The 23,975-nt window shown below is 74.0% G+C and carries 19 protein-coding genes and 1 pseudogene; 13 read left to right on the top strand and 7 right to left on the bottom strand.

Features of this window, described 5'->3' with window-relative positions; all coding sequences use genetic code 11:
* Nucleotides 1-115 precede the first annotated feature (115 nt).
* Nucleotides 116-1,018, top strand: a complete 903-nt coding sequence (locus FKM96_RS03750) for a hypothetical protein (protein ID WP_168216867.1) — start codon at nucleotides 116-118, stop codon at nucleotides 1,016-1,018.
* A gap of 117 nt (nucleotides 1,019-1,135) precedes the next feature.
* Nucleotides 1,136-2,197, top strand: coding sequence for a hypothetical protein (locus FKM96_RS03745; RefSeq protein WP_147794101.1), 1,062 nt, complete (start codon nucleotides 1,136-1,138; stop codon nucleotides 2,195-2,197).
* A gap of 35 nt (nucleotides 2,198-2,232) precedes the next feature.
* On the opposite strand, the gene FKM96_RS03740 is transcribed toward FKM96_RS03745, so the two are convergent.
* Nucleotides 2,233-4,278: an FG-GAP-like repeat-containing protein gene (locus FKM96_RS03740; RefSeq protein ID WP_147794100.1), complete on the bottom strand. Its 2,046-nt coding sequence runs from the start codon at nucleotides 4,276-4,278 to the stop codon at nucleotides 2,233-2,235.
* Between the two features lie 90 nt (nucleotides 4,279-4,368).
* Nucleotides 4,369-5,466 carry a glycosyltransferase family 1 protein gene (locus FKM96_RS03735; protein ID WP_147794099.1) on the bottom strand — a complete coding sequence of 366 codons (1,098 nt, stop codon included), beginning with the start codon at nucleotides 5,464-5,466 and terminating at the stop codon, nucleotides 4,369-4,371.
* 112 nt (nucleotides 5,467-5,578) lie between these two features.
* Between FKM96_RS03735 and FKM96_RS03730 the strand changes: the two genes are divergently transcribed.
* The 8 genes and pseudogenes from FKM96_RS03730 to FKM96_RS03700 all read left to right on the top strand — a co-directional run bounded on the left by FKM96_RS03730 (nucleotide 5,579) and on the right by FKM96_RS03700 (nucleotide 15,697).
* Nucleotides 5,579-6,469: an ABC transporter permease gene (locus FKM96_RS03730; RefSeq protein ID WP_168216866.1), complete on the top strand. Its 891-nt coding sequence runs from the start codon at nucleotides 5,579-5,581 to the stop codon at nucleotides 6,467-6,469.
* Nucleotides 6,470-6,471: 2 nt separating this feature from the next.
* Nucleotides 6,472-6,675: pseudogene (locus FKM96_RS22075) on the top strand (ATP-binding cassette domain-containing protein); the annotation flags it as partial.
* Between the two features lie 247 nt (nucleotides 6,676-6,922).
* Complete coding sequence (locus tag FKM96_RS20985; RefSeq protein WP_210417361.1) at nucleotides 6,923-7,705, top strand: Wzt carbohydrate-binding domain-containing protein; 783 nt, start codon at nucleotides 6,923-6,925, stop codon at nucleotides 7,703-7,705.
* A gap of 12 nt (nucleotides 7,706-7,717) precedes the next feature.
* Complete coding sequence (locus tag FKM96_RS03720; RefSeq protein WP_147794097.1) at nucleotides 7,718-8,881, top strand: bifunctional 2-polyprenyl-6-hydroxyphenol methylase/3-demethylubiquinol 3-O-methyltransferase UbiG; 1,164 nt, start codon at nucleotides 7,718-7,720, stop codon at nucleotides 8,879-8,881.
* On the top strand, nucleotides 8,878-10,755 hold the full coding sequence (locus tag FKM96_RS21265) for a glycosyltransferase (protein ID WP_147794096.1): 1,878 nt from the start codon (nucleotides 8,878-8,880) through the stop codon (nucleotides 10,753-10,755). The genes FKM96_RS03720 and FKM96_RS21265 overlap by 4 nt, the downstream gene beginning before the upstream one ends.
* A 109-nt stretch (nucleotides 10,756-10,864) precedes the next feature.
* A complete protein-coding gene (locus FKM96_RS03710; protein WP_147794095.1) occupies nucleotides 10,865-13,297 on the top strand; it encodes an N-acetylmuramoyl-L-alanine amidase in 2,433 nt (810 codons plus the stop codon).
* Between the two features lie 40 nt (nucleotides 13,298-13,337).
* The gene (locus FKM96_RS03705) at nucleotides 13,338-13,928 is read left to right on the top strand and encodes a hypothetical protein (RefSeq protein ID WP_147794094.1); all 591 of its coding nucleotides are present in this window, start codon (nucleotides 13,338-13,340) and stop codon (nucleotides 13,926-13,928) included.
* A gap of 5 nt (nucleotides 13,929-13,933) precedes the next feature.
* Nucleotides 13,934-15,697 (top strand): hypothetical protein, encoded by a 1,764-nt coding sequence (locus tag FKM96_RS03700; RefSeq protein ID WP_147794093.1) that lies wholly within the window; start codon nucleotides 13,934-13,936, stop codon nucleotides 15,695-15,697.
* A 47-nt stretch (nucleotides 15,698-15,744) separates the two neighbouring features.
* Here FKM96_RS03700 and FKM96_RS03695 read toward each other — a convergent pair whose 3' ends face one another.
* Together FKM96_RS03695 and FKM96_RS03690 are read right to left on the bottom strand one after the other, a co-directional pair.
* Entirely contained in the window at nucleotides 15,745-16,584 is an 840-nt protein-coding gene (locus FKM96_RS03695) for a glycosyltransferase family 2 protein (RefSeq protein ID WP_147794092.1), read from the bottom strand.
* Nucleotides 16,581-17,108 (bottom strand): GtrA family protein, encoded by a 528-nt coding sequence (locus FKM96_RS03690; RefSeq protein WP_246855185.1) that lies wholly within the window; start codon nucleotides 17,106-17,108, stop codon nucleotides 16,581-16,583. The genes FKM96_RS03695 and FKM96_RS03690 overlap by 4 nt, the downstream gene beginning before the upstream one ends.
* 119 nt (nucleotides 17,109-17,227) lie before the next feature.
* On the opposite strand from FKM96_RS03690, the gene FKM96_RS03685 reads away from it, so the two are divergent.
* Together FKM96_RS03685 and FKM96_RS03680 are read left to right on the top strand one after the other, a co-directional pair.
* Complete coding sequence (locus tag FKM96_RS03685) at nucleotides 17,228-18,205, top strand: glycosyltransferase (protein WP_246855184.1); 978 nt, start codon at nucleotides 17,228-17,230, stop codon at nucleotides 18,203-18,205.
* Nucleotides 18,202-19,176, top strand: a complete 975-nt coding sequence (locus FKM96_RS03680) for an NAD(P)-dependent oxidoreductase (RefSeq protein WP_147794091.1) — start codon at nucleotides 18,202-18,204, stop codon at nucleotides 19,174-19,176. Before FKM96_RS03685 ends, FKM96_RS03680 begins: the two co-directional genes overlap by 4 nt.
* Before the next feature lie 14 nt (nucleotides 19,177-19,190).
* Here the strand turns inward: FKM96_RS03680 and FKM96_RS03675 are convergent, their stop codons facing one another.
* The 3 genes from FKM96_RS03675 to FKM96_RS03665 are packed head-to-tail and all read right to left on the bottom strand — an operon-like array spanning nucleotide 19,191 to nucleotide 22,893.
* Nucleotides 19,191-20,705, bottom strand: a complete 1,515-nt coding sequence (locus FKM96_RS03675) for a glycosyltransferase (RefSeq protein WP_147794090.1) — start codon at nucleotides 20,703-20,705, stop codon at nucleotides 19,191-19,193.
* The gene (locus tag FKM96_RS03670) at nucleotides 20,702-22,222 is read right to left on the bottom strand and encodes a glycosyltransferase family 1 protein (protein WP_147794089.1); all 1,521 of its coding nucleotides are present in this window, start codon (nucleotides 22,220-22,222) and stop codon (nucleotides 20,702-20,704) included. The genes FKM96_RS03675 and FKM96_RS03670 overlap by 4 nt, the downstream gene beginning before the upstream one ends.
* Nucleotides 22,219-22,893, bottom strand: coding sequence for a hypothetical protein (locus FKM96_RS03665; protein ID WP_147794088.1), 675 nt, complete (start codon nucleotides 22,891-22,893; stop codon nucleotides 22,219-22,221). The genes FKM96_RS03670 and FKM96_RS03665 overlap by 4 nt, the downstream gene beginning before the upstream one ends.
* 94 nt (nucleotides 22,894-22,987) lie before the next feature.
* Here FKM96_RS03665 and FKM96_RS03660 point away from each other — a divergent pair, with 94 nt between their 5' ends.
* Complete coding sequence (locus tag FKM96_RS03660) at nucleotides 22,988-23,974, top strand: GDP-mannose 4,6-dehydratase (protein ID WP_147794087.1); 987 nt, start codon at nucleotides 22,988-22,990, stop codon at nucleotides 23,972-23,974.
* Nucleotide 23,975 lies beyond the last annotated feature (1 nt).

Here is a 23,975-nt window from a genome sequence, read left to right as displayed (position 1 = left end):
CGCGTCGATGACGCAGGCGCGCCTTGGCGCAGGAGCCTATCCGGTCGCGCGGGGCACCCAGCCGACGCCTGGCTCGACGTGGAACGCCCACGGGGGGCGCCCTGATCGTGGTGTGATGCTCCGCATGGACGCGCTGAGGCGGGGTTGGGCGGGGTTGCTGGTGGCGGCGGCGATGGCGGCCGCGGGGGTGACGGCGGCGGCTCCGGCGGCCGCGGCGGACCCGGGTTGCGTCGTCGCGCCCGAGGTGGGCCGCGACGACCGCCAGGCGGCGCTCGGGGTGTTCCGGGACGGGACCTGGTACGTCCGGGGCAGCCTGACGTCCGGCCCGGCGGACCTGTGCTTCGTGTTCGGTCAGGCCGGTGACCAGCCGGTGTTCGGCGACTGGGACGGCGACGGGCTGCCGACGCCGGGGGTGTTCCGGGCGTCGACCGGCACCTGGTACCTGAGCAACGCGCCGTTCGCGCAGTCGGGGGCGGACGTCGTGGTGCAGTACGGCTCACCGGGCGACCTCGCGTACATGGGCGACTTCGACGCGGACGGCGTCACCACGGTCGGGGTGTACCGGCCTGGCGAGCAGCGGTTCTACCTGCGCAACTCCAACACCTCCGGGATCGCGGACGGGGCGTTCCGGTTCGGGCAGCCGGGTGACCAGCCCGCGCCCGACCCGCAGGTGAACGGGCTCCGGGTGTACCGGCCGTCGGACGCTGCGTTCGTCGGCGCCTACCTGACCGGGCCCGAGCCGGGAACCGCGTACTCCTGGCAGTTCGGCAACCCGGGCGACGTGCCGCTCTGGGGGCCCTGGGAGACCGGGGGCACCGCGCTGGGCGGGTGGAACGCCCAGGCGGCCCCGGGCGTCTACCGGCCCTCGACCGGCGAGTGGCTGCTCCTGACCGACCGGTTCGCCCCGCCGTCCCTCCCCACCGTCACGGTCCTGCAGTTCGGCAATCCCGGGGACGTGCGCATCGGCTTCGAGCCGCGGTGCTCCGGCCGGGGGGCCTGCGGCGAGCTGGGCGGGTAACCGCGCGCGGAAGCACCCGGGTGAACCTCGGGCAGGACGGCGCGATCCGGTCCTGACGGCAGCGTCCGTCGGTCACAGTGATCTCCGTCCCTGTCCTGCCCCCGAACGGACCCCGACGTGCGCGCAGCACCCACCACGAACGACCGCCCCCGGCCTCGCACCCGCCGCGTCCTCCGGGCGCTCGCACCCGTCCTCGGCGCCGTCGTCGCGGTGGCCGCGACCGCCGCGCCGGCCGCGGCCGGGGTCGGCACGTTCCCCGACGACACCGCCGAGCCCGGTGTCGCCGCCACGACCGACATCACGCGGTACGCGTTGCGCCTGGACGGTTCGACGGTGAAGGCGACGATCTTCTTCCGGGCGTGGGACCCCGCCCTGGTCGACGGGCACGACTTCTCCGCGTCGATCGAGACGACGGGCGACGCCATGATCGAGTACCAGCTCCTGAGGTACGGCACCGAGAGCACCAAGCGTGACCGGACGGTGCTGCTCCGGGCGGGCGACGACGGCGGGGCCGTCGCGGGGTGCCCGGTGACGTTCACGGCGTCGGCCGCGACCCGGTCCGTCAGCCTCGCCGTGGCGGCTGCCTGCGTGCAGGACCCTGCGACGGCGCGGCTCGCGGTCTTCGCGGCCCCGGTCTCCGGCGGCACGGCCCCCGACTTCGCGCCGGGCGAGGAGGGTGGGTACAGCCCGTGGGTGACCGCGGGGCCGAGCGGACCGGACGTGCCGACGCTGCCGGTCTACCGGTTCTGGAGCCCGCGGTTCGACAACGCGCACTTCTTCACCACGAACGCCGACGAGGCCGCGCGGTTGACCGCGAGCGACCGGAACTGGGTCGCCGAGGGCCAGCCGTTCTCCGCGTTCGCCGCCGACGGCACGACCTGCGCCGCCGGGACGACCGCGGTGCACCGGTTCTACTCGATGCGGTTCCGGTCCCACTTCTTCACCGCCAGCGCCGCCGAGAAGAACGCGATCGTCGCCGGCGACAAGAACTGGGCCTACGAGGGCGTCGCCTACTGCGCGACCACCACCGCGCAGCCGGGCACCACGCCCCTGTACCGGTTCTGGAGCCCGACGTTCGGCAAGCACCACTTCACCACCGACGCCGCCGAGGCCCGCCGGCTCGACGTGGACGACCCGAACTGGGACGCCGAGGGCATCGCCTACTACGTCGCCCCCTGACCGGCGACCCCTGCGGCTGACCTCCGGACCGAGGCTCAGGGCAGCACGTAGTAGGCGACACCCTCGTAGGTCCAGTTGCGGTCGACCGCGCGGATCTGGTCGGCCTCGGCCTGGTTCGCGGTGTAGAAGTGCTTGCCGAAGCCCGGGCTCCAGAACCGGTAGAGGGGCGTCGAACCGGCGACCTGGCTCGGGTAGGCGCAGTACGCGACGCCCTCGTAGGCCCAGTTCCGGTCGGTCGCCTGGATCCGCTCCTTCTCCGCCGCGCTCTGCGTGTAGAAGTGCGACCGGAACACCGCGGAGTAGAACCGGTGCACCGGCGCACCCTGCGTGCAGGTCGTCCCGCTGGCGGTCAGGGCGCTGAACGCGGCGCCCTCGTAGATCCAGCTGCGATCGGTGTCGATGATGTGCCGCGCCTCGGTGCCGCTGGTGGTGAAGAAGTGGGCGTTGCCGAAGCCGGGGCTCCAGAACCGGTAGACGCGCGCCGTCCCGCCGGTGGGGTCCGTCGGGGTCAGGGACCGGTCGACGGGCACGACGCGGGACTGGTACTGGGGGAAGACGAGGCCGCCGCGGCCGGCGGTGTTCCACACGTGCACCCGGCCGGCCCCGGCGAGCTGCTCGAGGGTGCCCGACCGTCCGTTCCCGACGGCGGACCCGACGACCACCTCGTTGGTCCCGTTGCCGTCGAGGTCGCCGACCGCAGCGCTGCCGAACAGCGCGAAGCTCGTGCCCGTGTCCGCGACGACCGCACCGGTGCGGGCGTCGAACGCCTTGACGTGCCAGTTGCCGTCGGTCGTCACGACCTCGGCGCGTCCGTCGCCCGTGACGTCCGCGAGCACCGGCCCGCCGAAGTGCCCGCCCGACCCGGCGGGCGCGGTCGTCGTCGCCCCGGTGCTGGACCAGCGGACGCCCCCGTTGCGGTCGAGCAGGTAGGTCACGCCGCCGGGGCAGCTGCCGTCCAGGCAGGCCACGTCGCCGATCGCGATCTCGGGCCGGCCGTCCCCGTCGACGTCCCCGACCGCGGGTGCCGCGAGCAGGACGCCCCGGGTCTGGAACGACCAGCGCAGCGTGGCGTCCGCGCCCACGACCCACAGCCGGTGGCCGCGCGTGGCCGTGCCCGTGGGGAAGTAGCCGCCCCCGGCGACGACCTCGAGCCGCGAGTCGCCGTCCAGGTCGGCGAGCACGGGGGTGGAGTGCATGAACGAGTCGGTGCGGAACGGCCACCCCGGGAGCTCCTCGCCCGTCACAGAGACGGCGTGCAGCAGCCCGCCGCGGGACAGCGACCCGTACGGGCGGCAGTCGCCGCAGTCGCTCTCGACGTCGCTGCCGAAGACGATCTCGGGGCGGCCGTCCGCGTTGAGGTCGCCGACGGCGGCGCCGGAGGCGATGCCGTCCCAGACGTCCCGGGGCCAGCCGGGCAGGACGCGGCCGCGGCCGTCCCACACCCACATCTTGTGGCTGTAGGAACCGACGATCACCTCGGAGGCGCCGTCACCGTCCAGGTCCGCGAGCGTGGGCCCGGCGACGACGCCGGTGCAGGCGTTGGTCGCGCAGCGCGCCGGGTAGTCGGCGTTCCAGCCGGTGAACTGGGGCCAGCCGGGCTCCAGCGTCCCGTCGGGCCCCCAGGCGAACACCCACCCGTTGTCCGACCCGGCGACCACCTCGAGCGCGCCGTCGCCGTCGATGTCGCCCACCGCCGGGGAGCCGTTGACGGGACCCGCCTGCGCGCCGGGCGCGTCGAGGTACCTGTTCCACAGCGAGCTGCCGTCGTCGTTGTAGGCGTACACCCGGCCGTCGAGCGACCCGATCACGATCTCCTGCCGGCCGTCGCGATCGAGGTCGGCGAGGACGGGGGACGAGTGCTTGGACCAGCCGCTGACGCCGGTGCTGCCCTCGATGGGCACGTTCATCGGGCGGGCGGAGCCGAGGTCGGTGGCGACCGGCCAACCGGAGCGCGGTGGCCAGGACGGCTCGGCGGCGGCGGCCGGGAGCGCCGACAGGGCGGTGGCGACGAGGGCGGCGACGAGGGCGCTCGCGACCGCGCGCGCACGGGCGGCGCGCGTCACGGCGGACGTGTCAGGCATGCGTGTATTGAGGCACAGGTCACCCGCCGGCGCCGCCCGACGCACCGTGGCGGACGGGTGACGCGTGCCCGCGGCCGACGCGGACGGGCGTCAGCCCAGCCCGTAGGCCCCGACGGTGGCGTCGGCGCACGCCGCCCAGGTCCACCCGCGCGCGTGCGCCCGGCGGGCCGCGCGCGCGGCGTCGTCGTCCGGTGCCCCGAGCACCTCCTCGAGCGCGCCCGCGATCGCCGTCACGTCCTGGGCGGCGTGCAGCAGGCCGTGCGGACCCACGACCTCGCGCACCGCGTCGATGGACGAGGCGACCACGGGCCGGCCCGCCGCCAGCGCCTCGAGCGCCGGCAGGCCGAACCCCTCGTCGAGCGAGGGCAGCACGAGGGCGCGGCTCGCGGCGACCAGCCCGCGCAGCTGGTCGTCGTCGAGCCAGCCCGCCAGGTGGACGTCGGACCCGCTGCCGTCGACCGCGGACCGTCCGGCGGGCCCGGCCAGGACCAGGGGAGGCGTGCCGGGGCGCGAGCGGCGCAGGGCGGCGTGCGCCTCGACGAGCCGCGCCAGGTTCTTCCGGGGGTCGAGGGACCCGACGAACAGGTAGAAGTCGTCGACGCCCACCTGCCCCGCCAGCGGCTCCGGCACGCGGGGCGTCGCGTCGAACCACGCCGGCTCGACGCCGAGCGGGGTCGGGGTCACCCGCTCCGCGTCGAGGTCGTAGAAGTCGCGCACGGCCTCGGCGACCGCGCGGCTGGGGGTGACCACGTGGGCTCCGCGGCGCAGCGCGCGCCGGACGAGGCTGCGGTAGGCGAGGGAGTCGGCCGACACCGTCTCGCGGTGCAGCTCGTACGTGAGGTCGTGCACGGTCAGCACCTCGCGCGCGTGCCGGGAGGGCGGGGAGACGAAGTTGGTCCCGTGGAACACCGCGCACCGCCCCACCAGCGCCTCCGCGCGCGGGTGGTCCCAGCGGAGCCAGGCCTCGCGGAGCACCCGGGCGGGCACCCGGGGCCCGACCTGGCGCACCCCCGCGGGCAGGTCGGTCAGCCGGCCGCCGCGCGCGGTCCACGTGGACACGGCCGTCTCCACGTCGCCGAGCCCGGCGCGCACGAGCGCCGCCGGCAGCTCGCGGACCAGGTGGTGGGCGTACCTGCCGACGCCGGTCCTGCGGCCGAGCAGGGGCGTGGCGTCGAGCACGATGCGCATGCGGAAGATGCTCTCACCCGCGGCGGAGCCTTCACGAGGCCCACACCGAAGGTGCGCGGGGCCGCCCGTCCCGGGACGATTCGTCCTGTTGGCGGGTTGTACGCTGGTCGGCATGCCCTCAACCCCTGGCTCCGTCGCGCCGACGTCCGAGCCGGCGTCCCGGCCGCCGCGATCCGGCGCCGAACCGACGCGCAAGGAGCGCTTCGCGACCACGGTGCTGGAGTACCGCGCCGCGCGCGAGCTCCTGCGCAACCTGGTCCGGCGCGACATCAAGATCCAGCACCGCGGGACCGCGCTCGGTGCCCTGTGGTCGCTGATCACGCCGATCACGACCGTCGCGATCTACACCTTCATCTTCACGGTCATCATGCCCGCGTCGCCCGTGCGCGACGCGGGGAACGTGCCGTTCGCCGTGTACCTGTTCGTGGGGCTCACGATCTGGAACCTCATGCAGAACGGCGCGATCGGCGGCACCAGCTCCGTCGTCGGCGCCGGGTACCTGCTGAGCAAGGTCTACTTCCGGCGCGAGATCCTGCCGCTGACGAGCGTGCTGTCGGCCTTCGTCACGTTCCTGTGGGAGTTCGGCGTCGCGCTGATCGTCGTCGTCGTGGTGGTGGGCATCCCGAGCTGGCACGTGGTGTTCGTGCCGCTGATCGTGCTCGTCGCGATGCTCCTCGCGTTCGGCATCGGGCTCCTGCTCTCGACCGCCGCGGTGTTCTTCCGCGACGTGCAGCACTTCATCGGCATCTTCATGCAGATGTGGTTCTGGGGGACCCCGATCATCTACTCCCTCAACCTGCTCGAGCACCGTCCGACGTTCCTCAACATCGTGCAGCTCAACCCCATGACGGGCGTGGTCGTCTCGCTGCGCAACGTCCTGCTCATGGACGCGGCGCCCGACTGGAAGCTGCTCGGGTACGGGGCGGTCGTCGGGCTCGTGCTCGTCGTCGTCGGCTTCGTGGTGTTCCGCCGCAACGAACGACTCTTCGCGGAGATGATCTGAAGATGACCGGTACCGCCATCGAGGTCGACGACGTCTGGAAGAGCTTCCGCGTCTACCAGGAGCGCTCGCACACCCTCAAGGAGCGCTTCATCGGCCGATCGAACAAGTTCGACGAGTTCTGGGCGCTCAAGGGCGTCAGCTTCGAGGTGCCGCAGGGGTCGACCCTGGGCATCGTCGGGCCCAACGGCTCCGGCAAGTCGACGACGCTGAAGGTGCTGGCCCGCATCCTCAGCCCGAACAAGGGCCAGGTCCGCGTCAACGGCTCGGTCGCCGCGCTGCTGGAGCTGGGCACGGGCTTCCACCCCGACCTGACGGGTCGGGAGAACGTCTACCTCGCGAGCTCGGTCCTCGGGCGCAAGGAGGCGGAGACGGACGCGCTGTACGAGTCGATCGTCGACTTCGCCGGCGTCGAGCAGTTCATGGACCCTCCCGGTCAAGAACTACAGCTCGGGCATGTACGCCCGCCTCGCGTTCGCCGTCTCGATCAGCGTCGAGCCGGACATCCTCCTGCTCGACGAGGTCCTCGCCGTGGGCGACGAGGAGTTCCAGATGAAGTGCTTCGAGCGGATCGCGCACTTCCGGCAGGACGGCCGGACGATCGTCCTCGTCTCGCACAGCCTGGACACGATCCGCGGGATGTGCCGCGACGCGATCTGGATCGAGAAGGGCGACCTGCGCGCCTACGGTCCCTCCGACGAGGTCGTGGGCCAGTACCTCGGCGACGTGCACGTGAGCGACGTCCCGTCGGTGGGCGGCTCCTCCTCCAGCGCGTCGCGGTGGGGCAACGGCGACGTGGAGATCACCGCGGTGCGCACCGTCGACTCGCAGGGGCGCGCGACCTCGACCCTGCACGGTGCCGACGCCGCCGCGATCGAGGTGGACTACCGGTCGCGCAAGCCGGTGGACGAGCTGGTGGTGGGGTTCGCGCTCTACCGCGCGGACACCGAGCAGCACGTGCACGGCCAGAACTCGGCCCGGAGCGACCTCACCCGGTCGCTGCCGCCGCAGGGGACCGTGCGGTTCCAGTTCGACGAGCTGCCGCTCCTCAAGGGCCCCCACATGATGACCGTCGCGGTGCACGACTTCGCCTGCAGCACGATCTACGACTGGCACGAGCGCGAGTACTCGTTCCAGGTGGTCGACAGCCCGCGCACGCTCGGCCAGAACGGGACGCTCTTCGCGCCCGGCACCTGGTCGCTGCAGCCGCTGGCGGACCGCACCCCGAACCCCGTCTGACCGAAGGACGCCATGCTCAAGAACAACGACGTCTCCGTCGTCATGCAGCGGGTCCGCGCGGACGTGTCCCGCGCCCGCCGCGAGCGGACCACCGGTCCGGTCTTCGTGGAGATGGAGCCGGACGACCGCTACGGGATCCAGGAGCTCCGGCCGCTCGCCAACATCACCGTCGACCGGCCGTCCGGCTCGGCCCGGGCGGTGGTCGGCCCCGCGATCACCTTCTCGAAGCGCGTGTTCCGCCGGCTCGCCCGGTGGTACGCCAAGCCGGTCGCCGACCAGCAGGCCAGCATCAACCAGGGCCTCCTCGGCGTGGACGAGCGCATCGCGGCGACGGTCGGCCGCACCGAGGAGGGCCTCCGGGACCTCCTCCTGCGGATGGACACCCTCGAGCGGGCGGTCGACAACCTCGGTGCCGACGTCGCCGCGCGGCCGTCGGGCGGCGGCTCGGGGTCGGACTCCGAGCTCGACCCGAGCGTGCAGCGGATCCTCGCGTACAGCAGCTTCGAGGACCGGCACCGCGGGTCGCAGGGCGTGGTCCGCCCGCTGCTGGCGCCCTACCTCCAGCACTTCGACGGCTGCGAGCGGGTGCTCGACCTCGGGTGCGGGCGCGGCGAGTTCGTCGACATGCTGAACGAGCGGGGGATCTCCGCCTACGGGGTCGACTCCGACGCGTCGCAGGTGGAGACGGCGCGGTCCGCGGGTCGCGACGTGCGGCTCGAGGACGCGGTCGAGCACCTGCGCGGCCTGGAGACCGGGGAGGTGGACGGGGTGTTCTCGAGCCAGGTGGCCGAGCACCTCACCACCAACCAGCTCATCGGCTCGATCGACCTGGTGCACCGCAAGCTCGCCCCGGGCGGCGTGTTCGTCATGGAGACGCCGAACCCCGAGGCGCTGTTCATCCTGGCGACGTTCTTCTACGTCGACCTCACGCACATCAAGCCGATCCACCCCGAGGCGCTGAAGTGGGCGTTCGAGGCCTGCGGCTTCGAGGACGTGCGCATCGAGCGCAGCCAGCGCGTCCCCGACTCGGCGCGGCTGACGCCGGTCCCCGAGGAGCTGCGGACGCAGCCCGGGTGGGACGTGCTCGCCGCGAACACCGACATGCTGAACGACCTGATCTACGGGTACCAGCACTACGCGATCGTCGCCCACAAGCCCGACACGAGGAACTCATGACCACGACGGACGTTGCAGCTGCCCCGGACGCGCAGGCCGCTCCGGGCGCCCGACCGGTGGCGATCGTCATCCTGACGTGGAACGCCATCGGCTTCTCCCAGCGGTGCTACGAGTCGGTGCGCGCCACCGCCGTCGGCGCGGACTACCGGCTGGTCTTCGTGGACAACGGGAGCACCGACGGCACCGTCGACTGGCTCGGCGAGCTCGACGCGCAGCACGACGACGTCGCGGTGGTCCTGAACGGCGAGAACCTCGGCTTCACCAAGGCGGTCAACCTCGGCATCGCGCTGGCACGTCCGGACGAGGACGTGATCCTGCTCAACAACGACATCCGCTTCGACGAGGCGGGGTGGATCCAGAAGCTGCAGGAGACCGCCTACGCCCAGCCCGACGTCGCGGTGGTCGGCTCCCGCCTGGTGGACCAGACGGGCCGGATCAACCACACCGGCGCCTACGTCCAGCCGGTCGAGATCCTCGGCCAGCAGCTCGGCGGCACGGAGAAGAACATCGAGCAGGCGCGTGGGACGCGCGAGGTCGAGGCCGTCATCTTCGCCCTGGCCTACCTCACCCGGCACGGGCTCGACACCCTCGGGGTGCTCGACGAGGGGCTGTTCGCCTACTTCGAGGACACCGACTACTGCCTGCGCGCGCGCCAGGCCGGGCTGAAGGTCATGTACCGCGGGGACGTCTCGCCGGTGCACTTCCACAACACGTCCACCCGCGAGAACAAGGTCGACATCTGGTCGATCCTCACGGAGTCGCAGAAGTACTTCGGCGCGAAGTGGCGCGACTGGCTCGACCGCGACCGGTACGACGTCGACGCGCACTGGCGCTCGGTGGCGCACAGCCCGCTCGGGTACGCCGTCGGCAGCCGCAAGATCATGGAGCAGCTGCACTACCAGGACGTGCGGGTGTCGTTCGAGAACGCGTACGGCCACGTCGACGGCCCGACGGGCGAGCCCCTGATCGACGACATCATGAAGCGGGAGCCCTCGAGCAAGGCGGTCGAGATCTCCTACTCGCAGGCCGACTTCTTCCGGCGCAGCGAGGCCCGCTACCAGGTCGGGTACACGATGCTCGAGGTCACCGGCCTCCCGAAGGACTGGGTCGACGGCTGCAACCAGATGGACGAGGTCTGGGTGCCGGCGAGCTTCAACGTCGACACGTTCCGCGCCAGCGGCGTGACCGTGCCGATCCACGTGATGCCGCTCGGTGTCGACCCGCTGTACTTCAACCCGCAGATCCGGGGCGAGCGGATCACCGACTCGTTCACCTTCCTGTCGGTCTTCGAGTGGGGCGAGCGGAAGGCCCCCGAGGTGCTGCTGCGCGCCTTCGCGCACGAGTTCAGCAAGAACGAGGACGTCACGCTGCTGCTGTCGGTCTTCAACCGGGACCCCTCGGTCGACGTGCGGGCGGAGATCGCCAAGATGCACCTGCCCGAGTCGGCGCGCATCGTGGTGATGATCAACCCGGAGTTCACGGGTTACCAGATGGGTTCGCTCTACCGCTCGGCGGACTGCTTCGTGCTGCCGACCCGCGGCGAGGGCTGGGGCCAGCCGGTGCTCGAGGCGATGGCGTGCGGCCTGCCGGTCATCTCGACCGGCTGGAGCGGCGTCGCCGACTTCCTGGACGAGGAGGTCGGTTTCCCGATCGGGTACAGCATGACGCCGGCCGAGGCGCGCTGCGTGTACTACGACGGCTTCGACTGGGCGGAGCCCGACGAGGCGCACCTGCGCGCCCGGATGCGCGAGGTCGCGGGCTCGCTCGACCTCGCCCGCATCAAGGGCGAGAAGGCCGCGCAGCGCGTCGCCGAGAACTACACGTGGGAGCACGCGGCGCGCCGGATCGCGAACCGGCTGCGCGAGATCGGCTGATCGGGCCGGCGCCCGCCGCGTGTGTCGGGCGGGCGCCGGGGCGGGGGCGACGTAGGGTCGGTGCGTCCCCAGCTCGGCCGTCGGACGGAGCAGTCCCGTGGGTAAGTGGTTGATCGCCCTCCTGACCGCGGCGGTGTCGCTGCCGCTCGCCGTGGCGCCGCCGCCCGCCGCGCCGTCGGCGCCCGCGGCGACCGACTCCGGTGGCGAGGGCATCCAGGTGACCGAGCTGGCCCTCGAGGACGGCGAGGTCCCCTCGGCTCCCTCGGCCCGGCAGGCGCCCGCGGGCGAGGCGGAGTCCGCGGTCTGGAGCACGACCCCGTTCACCGTGCTCGGGATCAGCTGGGCCGACACGGCCTCGGACGTGACGGTCCGGTTCCGGGCCCACGGCGCGTCGGGGTGGTCCGCCTGGCGCACGACCGAGGCCGGCGAGGGCGAGATGTCCGGCGGCCGGGTCAACACCGACGCGCTGGTGGTGGAGGAGTCGGACGGGCTCGAGGTCCGGCTCACGGCGGGCGAGGGCGAGCTGCGCGACGTCAAGACCGTGATCATCGACCCGGGCGAGGACCCGGCGGCGCTGCGGCAGTCCGCGTCCGAGGTGGGCGCCACGGTGCGGAACGCCGCCCTGGTCACCCCGGCGGCCTCGTCGATCGGCCGGCCCGCGATCATCACGCGCGCGCAGTGGGGCGCGGACGAGTCGCTCCGCGGGTGCGCGTCGGACCACACCACGTCGCTCGTCGCGGCGGCGGTGCACCACACCGACTCGGTGAACACCTACTCGGCGGACGCCGCCGCGGGGATCATCCGGGGCATCTACGCCTACCACACCCGGTCGGAGGCCGCCGGGGGCCGGGGCTGGTGCGACATCGGCTACAACGCGCTCGTGGACCGGTTCGGGCGCGTCTACGAAGGCCGGCTCGGGTCGTTCGACGAGAGCGTGGTCGGCGTGCACACCGGCGGGTTCAACTCGCGGACGTTCGGCGTGTCCGTGGTGGGCAACTACGTGTCGACGGTGCCGTCCGCCGAGGTGCTGGAGGGGGTGTCGCAGGCCATCGCCTGGAAGTTCGCGACGGAGCGGATCCTCGCGAACACCTCGGTCTCGATGGTGTCGGGCGGCGGTGCGTCGAAGTACCCCGAGGGGACGACGGTCACCTTCCCCACCATCTACGGGCACCGCGACGCCCAGTTCACGTCCTGCCCGGGGGAGCAGCTCTACGCGCGGCTCGGCCTGATCCGGAACCGGGTCGCCGAGCTCGCCAACGAGGTGGTGCACGCCTCCCCGGCGGCGAGCTGGGAGGCGACCCGGACGACCGCCGCAGCGATCGGGGTGGTCGGATGGGCCTTCGATCCCTCCGAGCCCACGCGGTCCCTTGTCGTGGACGCGGTGGTCGACGGCGCCTCGCACCCCGTGCTCGCGGACAGGTCGCGTCCCGACGTCGCCAACGCGTACCCCGGTGCCGGGGCCGCCCACGGCTTCTCGGTCGACGTGCCCGTCTCCCCCGGACGCCACACCGTGTGCCTCTGGGTGCGCAACGTGGGGCCGGGCGTGGACCAGCTGCTCGGCTGCCGCGACGTGACGGCGGTGAACGCGGCGCCGGTCGGGTTCGTGGACCAGGTGGTCGCGACCCCGTCGTCGATCCGGGTCGCCGGCTGGGCGCTCGACACCGACGCGGGCACGGCGCCGGTCGACGTGCACGTGTACGTGAACGGCGCCCACCTCGCCACCGCGCGCGCCGACGGGTCGCGTCCCGACATCGGCGCGGCGTACCCGGCGGCCGGCGCGGCCCACGGCTTCTCGCTGGAGCTGCCGGTGGCGGCGGGCGCGCACCGGGTGTGCGTGTACGCGATCAACGCCCCGGCCGGCGCGAACCCGTCGCTCGGCTGCCGCGACGTGACGGTGGTCAACGCCACCCCGGTCGGCTTCCTGGACCGGGTGACGGCGACGCCGTCGTCGGTGCGGGTGGCGGGTTGGGCGCTCGACGCCGACGCCGGCACGGGTCCCGTCGACGTGCACGTGTACGTCGACGGCCGTCACCTCTCGACCGCGCGGGCCGACGCGTCGCGCCCCGACATCGGGCGTGCGTACCCCGCGGCGGGGGCCGCCCACGGCTTCGACCTGGAGCTGCCGGTGGCGGCGGGTGCGCACCGGGTGTGCGTGTACGTGATCAACACGCCGACCGGGTACAACCCGTCGCTGGGGTGCCGCGACGTGACCGTGGTCAACGCCGCGCCTGTCGGGTTCCTCGACCAGGTCGTCGCGGCGTCGCCGTCCTCCGTGCGGGTGTCGGGCTGGGCGCTGGACACCGACGCCGGCACCGCCCCCGTGGACGTCCACGTGTACGTCGACGGCGGGTACGCCGGGACCGTGCGCGCCGACGCCGCGCGTCCCGACATCGGCGCCGCCTACCCGGCGGCCGGTGCGGCGCACGGGTTCTCCGGCGAGCTGACCGTGGTGGCGGGTGCGCACCGGGTGTGCGCCTACGCGATCAACACGCCGGCCGGGTACAACCCGGCGATCGGCTGCCGGGACGTCGCGGTCGGCTGAGCGTCCCCGGGTGGCGGGCGCGGGCCGCTAGGCTGCCCCGGTGCAGATACGGCGGAGCAGGGGACGTGCCGCAGCCGTCGTGACCGGGGCGGCCGCGCTGGCCCTCGGGCTCGCGGCCTGCGTCGGGGGCGGCTCGCCCACGGAGGTGGACCCGACGGCGACGACCCCGCCCACGGCGGACGCGCCCTCGGGCTCGCCCGCGCCGTCCGCGGCGGCGCCCGCCCCGGGGGAGACCGGGGACGCCGGGGGCGGGGCGCAGGCCCCGTCGTCGGGCGAGGGCTCGGGCGAGGGCTCCGGCGGCGGCCCGGCCGGTGGCGCAGCGGCGGACCGCACGCCCGTCGACGTCGTGACCAGCTACGGCCTGTGGGACGAGGCGGCGCAGCAGGTGCAGGTCGCCGGCTACGCCGCCCGGGTGGAGGCGGGCGGCACCTGCACGCTCGTCGTGTCGAGCGCGACGGGCGCCGCCCGCAGCAGCGCTGCCGCGGTCCCGGACGCGACCACCACCAGCTGCGGCATGCTCGCGGTCGGGGTCGCCGATCTTCCTGGCGCGGGTCCGTGGCAGGCCGTGCTGCAGTACGACTCGCCGACTTCCTCAGGCGAGTCCGCCCCGATGACGATAGGCAGGGAGTGACCCCCGTGACCCGGACCGACCGACGGCTGCGCGCGCTCGTGCTGGCGACCGTGGCCCTGCTGCTGGCGGCCACGGCGCTCGCGAGCCTGCCCACGCGGGCGGAGGCCGCCAACATGGCGGCGTTCGACCCCGGCTACCTGATCAGCGACACCGTGTTCTACGACTCCTCCGCGATGTCAGCGGACGCCGTGCAGTCGTTCCTGAGCACGAAGGGCGCGGCGTGCCGGCCCGCGGCGGACGGCACGGCGTGCCTGAAGGACTACCGCCAGACGACGGCGACGCGCGCGGCCGACGCGCGGTGCACCGGCACCTACCAGGGCGCCGCGAACGAGTCCGCCGCGACCATCATCACGAAGGTCGCCCAGGCCTGCGGCGTCAACCCGCGCGTGCTGCTCGTGACGCTGCAGAAGGAGCAGAGCCTCGTGACGCGGACCACCGCGGGCTCGGCCTCCGTCTACCAGAAGGCGATGGGGTTCGGCTGCCCGGACACCGCGGCCTGCGACTCGAAGTACTACGGCTTCTTCAACCAGGTGTACTCGGCCGCGTCCCAGTTCCGCGGCTACGCGCTCAACCCCACGCGGTTCAACCACCGCGCCGGCGCCGTCAACACGATCCGGTACTACCCGGCGAGCAAGCCGGAGTGCGGCTCCTCGCAGGTGTACATCCGCAACCAGGCGACGGCGAGCCTGTACAACTACACGCCGTACCAGCCCAACGCGGCGGCGCTCGCCGCCGGCCTGGGCACGGGTGACAGCTGCTCGTCGTACGGCAACCGCAACTTCTGGGTGTACTTCACCGACTGGTTCGGCTCGGCGTACACCTCGGACCCGATCGGGTTCCTGGACGCCGCGACCGCGGTGGGGCCGAACACCGTCCGGCTCTCCGGCTGGGCGCTCGACCCGGACACCTACGGCCCGCTGGAGATCCACGTCTACGTCGACGGCCAGCCCACCGGCGGCGTCGCGAACCAGCCGCGGCCGGACATCGGTGCCGCGTACCCGGGGTGGGGCGACAACCACGGGTTCACGATCGACGCACCCGTCTCCGAGGGCACGCACCAGGCGTGCGCCTACGCGATCAACCAGCCCGCCGGCACCAACCCGCTGCTGGGCTGCCGCACCGTCACCACGGTCAACACCGCTCCCACCGGCTTCCTCGACTCGGTCTCGGCGACGCCCTCGACGATCCGGGTGGCCGGCTGGACGTGGGACCCCGACACGACCGCCGCCCTCGACGTGCACGTGTACGTGGACTCCACGCACGTGGGCGTGCTGCGCGCCGACCAGGCCCGCGCCGACGTCGGTGCGGCCCACCCGGCGGCGGGCGGGTCGCGCGGCTTCTCCGGCGAGTTCGCCGTGGCGGCGGGGAACCACCGTGTCTGCGTGTACCCGATCAACGTCCCGGCGAGCGCCAACCCGGCGCTCGGCTGCGCCCAGGTCTCCGTCGTCAACGCGGAGCCGAGCGGCTTCGTCGACGAGATCGTCGGCACCACCGGGGCCGTGCGGGTCGGCGGCTGGGCCTGGGACGCCGACGCGGGCGCGGCGACCGGCATCCACGTCTACGTCGACGGCCGGTACGCCGGCGCCACGGCGACAGGGCTCGCGCGGCCCGACGTGGCGGCGTCCGTCCCGGGCGTCGGGGCGGCGACGGGGTTCTCCGCGGAGCTGCCCGCGTCGCCCGGCACCCACACCGTGTGCGTGTACGCGATCAACGCGCCGGCGGGGGTCAACCCGGTGCTCCGCTGCGCCTCGGGCGTGACGGTCGGCTGAGCGGGGCCGTCCCGGGCCGGTGCCGGTCCGGGACGGCTCGGCTCGGCTCAGGCCGCGCGCATCCGCCGGCCGAGCCAGAGGTAGGCCAGGCGCCGCTGGGCGGCGGCGACGCGGGCACGGGTGTTCCCGATCCGGACGTCGCCGCCCCCGACGGCGTCGGGCGCGAGGTCCCGCATCCGCGCCGCGAACCCGGCCGCCTGCTGGTACTGCTCCGCGGCGAGCCGCACGCTCCACTGCGCGGCGCTGACCCGGAACGACGCGAGCGACTCCGGGAGCGCGACGAGGTCGCCCTGCAGGAGGACGCGGCCGTAGGTGCCGGCGTCGATGTAGTAGGGGAACGTGTCGTCCCACCAGCCCGCGGACTCGAGCGCGTCGCGCCGCAGCAGCACGCAGGCGGGCTCCCCGAGCGGGTTCGTCCCGCTGCGCACGACGGCCCGGACCGCATCGCGCCCGGGGACCCGGCCCTCGAGCCCGTTGAGGCCGCGCCCGCGGAGGAAGACCTGCCCCCGCCCGTCGACCAGGTCACGGCGGCTCGCCACCAGGACGGCCCCGTCGCCCGCGGCGTCGAGCGCGGCGACCTGCCGCGCGACGGCCTCCGGGTGCAGCAGGTCGTCGCCGCACACGAGCTTGATCAGCTCGCCCGAGGCGGCGCGGCTGACCCGGTCCCAGTTGCGCTTCGCGCCGCCGCCCGCCTCGGTGCTGAGCAGCACCACGCGGGGGTCGTCGGCGAACGGGGCGAGCTCCGCCACGGTCCGGTCGGTCGAGGCGTGGTCGGAGACGACGACCTCGAGGTCCTGGTACGTCTGCGCGAGGATCGAGCGCATCGTCTCGGCGATGTAGTCCTCGTTGTTGTAGGCGGGGACGACGATCGAGACCCGGGGGTTCACGCGAGCTCCGTTCTGGTGGTGTCGTCCTGCTCGGACCGGTCCGGGGACCGCCGGAACGAGAAGCCCCGGTGGCCGAAGTAGCTGATCAGCATGGTCACGCTCGTGATCAGGAGCTGCGCCGGGATGGCGGCCAGCCCGATCAGCTCGACCACGAAGGGGAGCGCGACCGCGTTGACGCCGAGCGACGTCAGGTTGACCACCTCGAACCGCGCGAGGTCGAGCCACACGTGCCCGCGCACCCGGAAGACGAACCTCCGGTAGAGCACGAAGGCGCAGAGCACCGCGGCCACGTGGGCGCACAGCAGGCTCACCATGTAGTGGGTGGAGCCGCCGATGGTCAGCTGGAAGAAGATGAACCAGCCGGTCCCGACGAGCGTGTTGATCCCGCCGACGATGAGGAACGCGACGCGCTGGTCGCGGACGATCCGGAACAGCGGGCCGAGGGACCCCTGCATGCCGGCGGGCGGCCGGCGCGTCGCGTCGGTGGGGGAGTCGGCGCCGGGAGACGCGTCGGGGATCGTCACAGTGTCGTCACTTGCTCGCTAGCGGAGGAGGGAGGCGGAGCACCGGACCGGCCAGGCGGACCTCGGCGCCCGACTATAGTCGCACCGTGTCATCCGCTCCCGGTGCTTCTTCGCCGCCTGTGCACGAGATCTCCATCGTGGTGCCCGTCTACCAGGGCGCGCGCACGCTCGGCCCCCTGGTCGCGGAGATCGAACCCCTCACCCGCGGGTTCACCACGCCGGAGGGGCACGAGGCGACGGTCGCCGAGGTGCTGCTCGTGTTCGACCACGGCCCGGACGGCTCGGCGGAGGTCATCCGCGAGCTCGCGGGGACGCACCCGTTCGTCCGCCCCGTGTGGCTGTCCCGCAACTTCGGCCAGCACCCCGCGACCCTCGCCGGCATGGCGTCGTCGGGCGGGGACTGGATCGTCACCCTCGACGAGGACGGGCAGCACGACCCGGCGGCCATCGCCGACATGCTCGACGTGGCGATGCGCGAGCAGGCGACGGTGGTCTACGCCCGCGCCGTCAACCCCCCTCCGCACGGCGCGCTGCGCAACGTCGCGTCGCGGGGGGCGAAGCGGCTGACGGACGCGCTCACCGGCGGCACCCAGACCCGGCACTTCCAGAGCTTCCGGCTGGTCGTCGGCGAGCTCGGCCGGTCGGTCGCCGCGTACGCGGGGTCCGGCGTCTACCTCGACGTGGCGCTCGGCTGGGTCGCCGGCGACGTCGTCACGTGCCCGGTGACCCTCCGGACCGAGGACCGGCCGTCCGGCTACCGGTTGCGGACGCTCCTCTCGCACTTCTGGCGCATGGTCCTGACCAGCGGGACCCGGGGCCTGCGGTTCGTCAGCGTGCTCGGGGTCATCTTCGCCGCGCTCGGCGTCGTCCTCGCCGTGGTGATCGCCGTCGGCCGCCTGACCGGGGGCGACACGCCGGCAGGCTGGGCGTCGACGGTCATCGCGGTGCTGCTCACCAGCGGGGCCGTGCTGTTCTCGCTCGGCATCGTCGCCGAGTACGTGGGCGTCGCGGTGAACATGGCCATGGGCAAGCCGGCGTACCTGATCGTCGGCGACCCCCGCTCGGGCCCGCTCGGCCGGGAACCCGCCCGGCGATGAGCACCGCCGTCGCCGGGCGGGGCGTGCCCACCCTGGTGGTCGGCGCCCGCGGCCTGCTGGGGTCGGCCGTCGGCCGCCACCTGCGGGCCCGAGGAGCGACGGTCCTCGAGGCGCGGGTGCCGTGGGCCGACCACGACCGAGCCGTTCCGGCGCTGCACGCCGCGCTGGCGGCCCTGCTGCGCGCCGCGGACGGCGGCCCGTGGCAGCTGGCGTGGTGCGCCGGCTCCGGCGTGACGTCGACGCCGCGCGCGGTGCTGGAGGCGGAGGTCGCCTCGACGCGGCGGTGGGTGGACGAGGTGCTCGGCGAGGGTGCCGACCTCGCGGGCGGGCGCGTGTTCCTCGCGTCGTCCGCGGGCGGGGTGTACGCCGGCGCGGGCCGGGCGCCGTTCTCCGAGCTGACCGAGCCGGCCCCGCTGTCCGCCTACGGCGAGGCGAAGCTGGCGATGGAGGCCGAGATCCGCCGGCTGGCCCGCGACGGAGGTGCGCGTGCGCTCGTCGGACGGCTCTCGAACCTCTACGGGCCCGGCCAGGACCTCAGCAAGGCCCAGGGCCTGATCTCGCAGCTGTGCCGGAGCCAGATCACGGGTCAGCCGCTCGGGGTGTACGTCTCGCTCGACACGGTGCGCGACTACCTGTTCGTCGCCGACGCGGCGGGCATGGTCGCGGACGGGCTCGCCGGACTGCCGGGCGTGGTCCCCGCGGGCGACGCCTGCACGAAGATCCTCGCCTCGCAGCGGTCCGCGTCGATCGCCGCCGTGGTGGGGGAGGTGCGCCGGGTGTTCCGCCGCCGCCCGCCGCTGCGTCTGGCGGCCTCGCCCCACGCGGCGGGGCAGGCGCGCGACCTGAGGTTCCGCTCGGTGGTCTGGCCCGAGCTGGACCAGAGACAGCTCACGACCCTGCCCGCCGGGATCCTCGCCACCGCGCACGACCTCGCCCGGCACATCCGGGCGGGCGAGCTCGTGCGCTCCTGACGCGCGCCCCGCGGTCAGGCGGGGTCGGCCACGAGGTGCCGCCACACCAGGTCGGCGTACTCGTCCCACGTCCGCCGGGGAGCGCTGCGGGCCTCGGCCGCCAGCCGGGCGTGGGCGTCGTCGTCCGTGACGAGCGTCCACACCGCGTCCGCGATCGCCTCGTCGTCCCGCGGGTCGACGAGGATCGCACCGCCGTGCGCCGCGATCTCGCGCATCGAGCCGAAGTCCGAGGTGACCACCGGGGTTCCCGCCGCGATGGCCTCCGCCACGGGCAGCCCGAAGCCCTCGTTCAGCGACGGGAACACCACGGCGCGGGCGAGCGTGTACGCCGCCCAGAGGAAACCGTCGGAGATCGCCGAGACCGTCTCGACGGGCCGGCCCTGCTCGCGCAGCAGCTCGACCTGCGCCCCGAACTCGTCGGCGCCCCACGAGTTGCCCCCGACGAAGACGAGGGTGAACCTCGCCCCCCGGCGCCACGCCAGCTCGGCGGCGTGCAGCACGGCGAGGTGGTTCTTCCGCGGCTCGTGGCTGCCGACGCACAGGACCAGCGGGAGCTCGTCCGTCCGGAGCGTCGTGCGGACCCGGTCCAGCGACTCCTCGTCGGGCGTGCCGGTCTCGGCCGGCAGCAGGATCGGCTCGACCTCGGGCCCCTCGAGGCCGGTCCCCGTGAGCATCCGGCGCCAGCCGCGGTACTCGCCCGCCGCCGCCGCGGAGATCGCGGCCACCCGGTCCATGTGCCGCACGGCGGCGAGGTTGTTCGCGAACGCGGACCCCATCCCGGGCCCGGTGGTCTCGGCCGAGGTGAGCGGCACGCAGTCGAACCCGATCACGCCGGTGCGGGACCGGGACCAGCGCGCCAGGGCCAGCATGCGGGCGGTGCGCGGCGGCTCGGTCGCGAGCTCCGGCAGGACGTAGGTGCTCCGCCAGGGCACGACCACGCGACGGTCGCCGGGACGGCCGGGCTCGTCACCGCCGTGGAGCGCGGTGCGCTCCTCGTCCGCGGAGAGCCGGCGGATCGCACGGTTGTCGGACGTCCAGCCCACGAGGGTGATCCGGTGCGTCTCGTCCCACCGGCGGACCGTCTGGCGCGCGACCCGCTGGATGCCCGTCGCGAGCGCCGTGTGCGCGGTGTGCTGCACGTCGACGAGGACCGCCCCGGTCACGACCTCGACCTCGCGCAGCTCGCGCCCGCGGCCGAGCAGCCCGCGCGAGGGCAGCAGGAACGGGCGGACCGCGGCGAGCGGGCCGTCGAGCTCGACCGCCCGGCGCACGGTCGTCACGTCGGCCTCGAGGGGGAGCTCCGCGCGCAGGACGGCGAGCGTCAACCAGACCGTCGCGGGGTCGCCCCCGGCCAGCTCGGTGAGCAGGGCCTGCACGAGGTCGGGTCCGGACCCGGGCGCGTCGGAGCCCCGCAGCGCCCCGACGAGCGTGGCGAGACGAGCGCGCGCGGCGGCGCGGCGCCCGCCCGAGGCGCGGTCGAGGGTGCGGCCGATCTCCGCCGCGGCGGTGTCGCTGGTCGCGGTGGTCATCGTCGCGCCTCCTCGGGCCGGGCGGTCGCGGGGACGAGCTGCGCCCAGGACTCGCCGGCGTAGTCGTCCCAGGTCCGCCTCGGTCGGGCCGCGGCGGCGGCCGCGAGGTCCTGGACCAGGTCCGCGTCGGTGAGCAGGCGCCGCATCGCCGCGGTGAGGTCGGCGTCGTCCCTCGGGTCGACGAGGAGGGTGCCGCCGTCGGCCGCGACCTCGGCGGTGGAGCCGAAGCTGCTGGTGATCGCGGGGGTCCCCACCGCGAGGGACTCGGCCACCGGGAGACCGAAGCCCTCGTGCAGCGACGGGAACACGGTGAACCGCGCGGTCCGGTAGGCGTTCCACAGGTCCTCGTCGCGCACCGCCCGCCCGACGGCGACCCGCCGCCCCGCGCGGCGGAGGCGGCGCACGGCGGCGTCGAACGGCGCGGAGGCCCAGCTCGAGCCCCCGATGAACCGGAGCTCGAACCGCAGGCCCTCGCGCCAGAGCAGCTCGGCGGCGTGCAGCACCGCCAGGTGGTTCTTGCGCGGCTCGTGGCTGCCCACGACCACCACCAGCGGGTCGCCGTCGCGCACGGGGGCCGGGGTCGCGAGGGAGCTCGGGATGTCCACGGGCAGCGGGCAGTCGGTGACGGCCGGGCCGCCGAGTCCCTGGGCGGGCAGCATGTCGACGAAACCGCGGAACTCCTCGGCGGCCGACGCGCTGATCCCGCTGACCCGGTGCGCGTGCTTGATGATCGTGAGGTACCGGGCGAACCGCTCCGGCTCGATCGGCGGCATCAGGTCCGCGCTGACCACCGGGATGCAGTCGTACCCGACGACGCCGACGGTGTTCCCGGAGTGCTCGGCCAGGCTCGCGAGCGTCGAGCAGAGGTGCGGCGCGGGGACCTCGGGCAGGACCACCGTGCTGCGCCACGGCACGAGGACCCGCCGCGAGCTCCGGACGCGGGGCGGCTCGCCGGCCGGGCCGCGCCACGCGAGGACCCGCCCCGTCTCGACCGCGTCCAGGCGGCGCATGGCGAGCGTGGGCGTCCACGCCACGGGGGTGACGTCGTGGTCGCGGTGCCAGCGCGGCAGCGTCGAGCGGACCACGCGCTGGATGCCGGTGTTGAGGTCGTGCCGGGCGCTGAAGTCGACGTCCACGACGACGGCGTCGGTCAGCACCTCGAGCTGGACGAGGAGGTCGCTCCACCGCGCGGCGCCCAGCGTCCTCTCGAGCAGCCAGGCGGCGGCCTCGGCCGGGGCGGCGGTGGTGACGCGCCGCCGCGCGGACCGCACCTGGGCGTCGGTCGGGAACGACCCCGTGAGCCCGACCAGCAGCAGCCAGGTGGTCGACGTCCCGTCCGCGGCCGCGGCCGCCTCCACGAGGGTGGCGAGGAGCGTGCCGACGTCGGCGGCGTGCCGGCCGGTCGCCGCCGGCGCGTCCGGCACGAGGACGTCGGCCACGGTGCGCAGCCGGCCGGCGAGCGCGGCGGTGACCAGGTCCGGGTCGGTGGTCGGCGCGGGGGTCGTCGTGCGCTTCACCGGCGCACCCGCGAGCGGACCAGCCGCAGCGGCTTGGTGATGCGCCAGGACAGCGTCCGTCGCATCGCCTCGATCTCCCGGGCGAGGTGCTCGGCCTCGCCGCCCGAGCCCATCGCCTCGGCGGCGGTCAGCGCCCACCCGTCGACCGCGCGGGTGCGCCAGGTGCCGACCTCGGCCGTGAGGCGGGCGTTCTCCCGCTCGAGCAGGTCCGCCGCCGCGGAGGTGTAGTCGTCCTCGGGGCCGGCGGGGTGGTCCAGCGACGCCCCGAGCGCGGCGAGGTGCTCCGGGGCGACGTGGTAGCGGGACGCTCCGTCGAACAGGGTCGCCCGGTACCCCGCCTCCTCGAGCGCGGCGACGAGCGACGCGGCGCCCGGGACGTCGCCGGCCGGCGCGAGCACGACCCACGGGCGCAGGCCCGAGGCGACGGCCTCGGCGGCGACGCCGGCCGCGTCCGGGCCCACGACGAGGGCGTGCAGGCCGTCGACAGGCCCGTCGACCGCCGGTGCGGGCCCCGGGCCGCCCGCCCAGCCGTGCTCCCGCAGCGCCGCGCACCGGTCCTCGTCGTCGGGCGCGAGCTCGAGGTAGCGGGGGGCGGGGAGGTGGCCGAGGGCTCGGTGCAGGACGACGTCCTCGTTCCGGGCGGCGTACGACACGAATCGGTGGGCGGGCACCCGAGGAGTGTAGGGCGGCGGGGCGGCCCCGGGGGCCGGGACCTCCCGGTACCATCGACGGGCCACATATCGCCGACTCACGAGACAGGTTCCGATGAAGCGCGCATTGATCACCGGGGTGACCGGCCAGGACGGCCTCTACCTCTCCGAGCTCCTGCTCGGCAAGGGCTACGAGGTCTACGGCCTGGTCCGCGGCCAGAACAACCCGAAGCTGGCCCTCCTCGAGGCGACGGTCCCGGGCGTCAAGGTGCTCACGGGCGACCTGATGGACATGTCGTCGCTGCTGCGGGCGCTCGCCGTCGCCCAGCCCGACGAGGTGTACAACCTCGGCGCGATCTCGTTCGTCGCGTACTCGTGGGAGAACGCCCACCTGACGTCGGACGTGACGGGCAAGGGCGTCCTCAACATCCTCGAGGCGATCCGGCTCCACTCGGGCGACGACCCCTCGAAGGTGCGCTTCTACCAGGCGTCGAGCTCCGAGATGTTCGGCAAGGTCCAGGAGGTCCCGCAGCGCGAGTCGACGCTGCTGTGGCCGCGCTCGCCCTACGGCGTGGCCAAGGTCTTCGGTCACTACATGACGATCAACTACCGCGAGTCGTACGGCATGCACGCGTCGTCGGGCATCCTGTTCAACCACGAGTCGCCGCGCCGCGGCCCCGAGTTCGTGACGCGCAAGGTCTCGCAGGCCGTCGCGCGCATCAAGCTCGGCCTGCAGGACGACATCTCCCTGGGCAACCTCGACGCGAAGCGCGACTGGGGCTTCGCGGGGGACTACGTCGAGGCGATGTGGCGGATGCTGCAGCAGGACCAGGCGGACGACTACGTGGTCGCGACGGGTGAGACCCACTCCATCGGCGAGCTGCTCGACGTCGCGTTCGCGCACGTGGGGATCGAGGACTGGTCCCGCTACGTCAAGCAGGACCCGCGCTTCATGCGCCCCGCCGAGGTCGACCTGCTCATCGGCGACCCCGCGAAGGCCAAGGCCGAGCTCGGCTGGGAGCCGCAGGTCGGCTTCCAGCAGCTGGTGCAGATGATGGTCGAGAACGACCTCGCCGAGCAGCAGGCGCTGGCCGGGCGCTGAC

The sequence above is a fragment of the Cellulomonas sp. Y8 genome, from assembly GCF_008033115.1.
Taxonomy (GTDB): Bacteria; Actinomycetota; Actinomycetes; order Actinomycetales; family Cellulomonadaceae; genus Cellulomonas.
The sequence above is the reverse complement of the archived record's forward strand: the minus strand, read 5'-3'. Positions and strand labels throughout refer to the sequence as shown.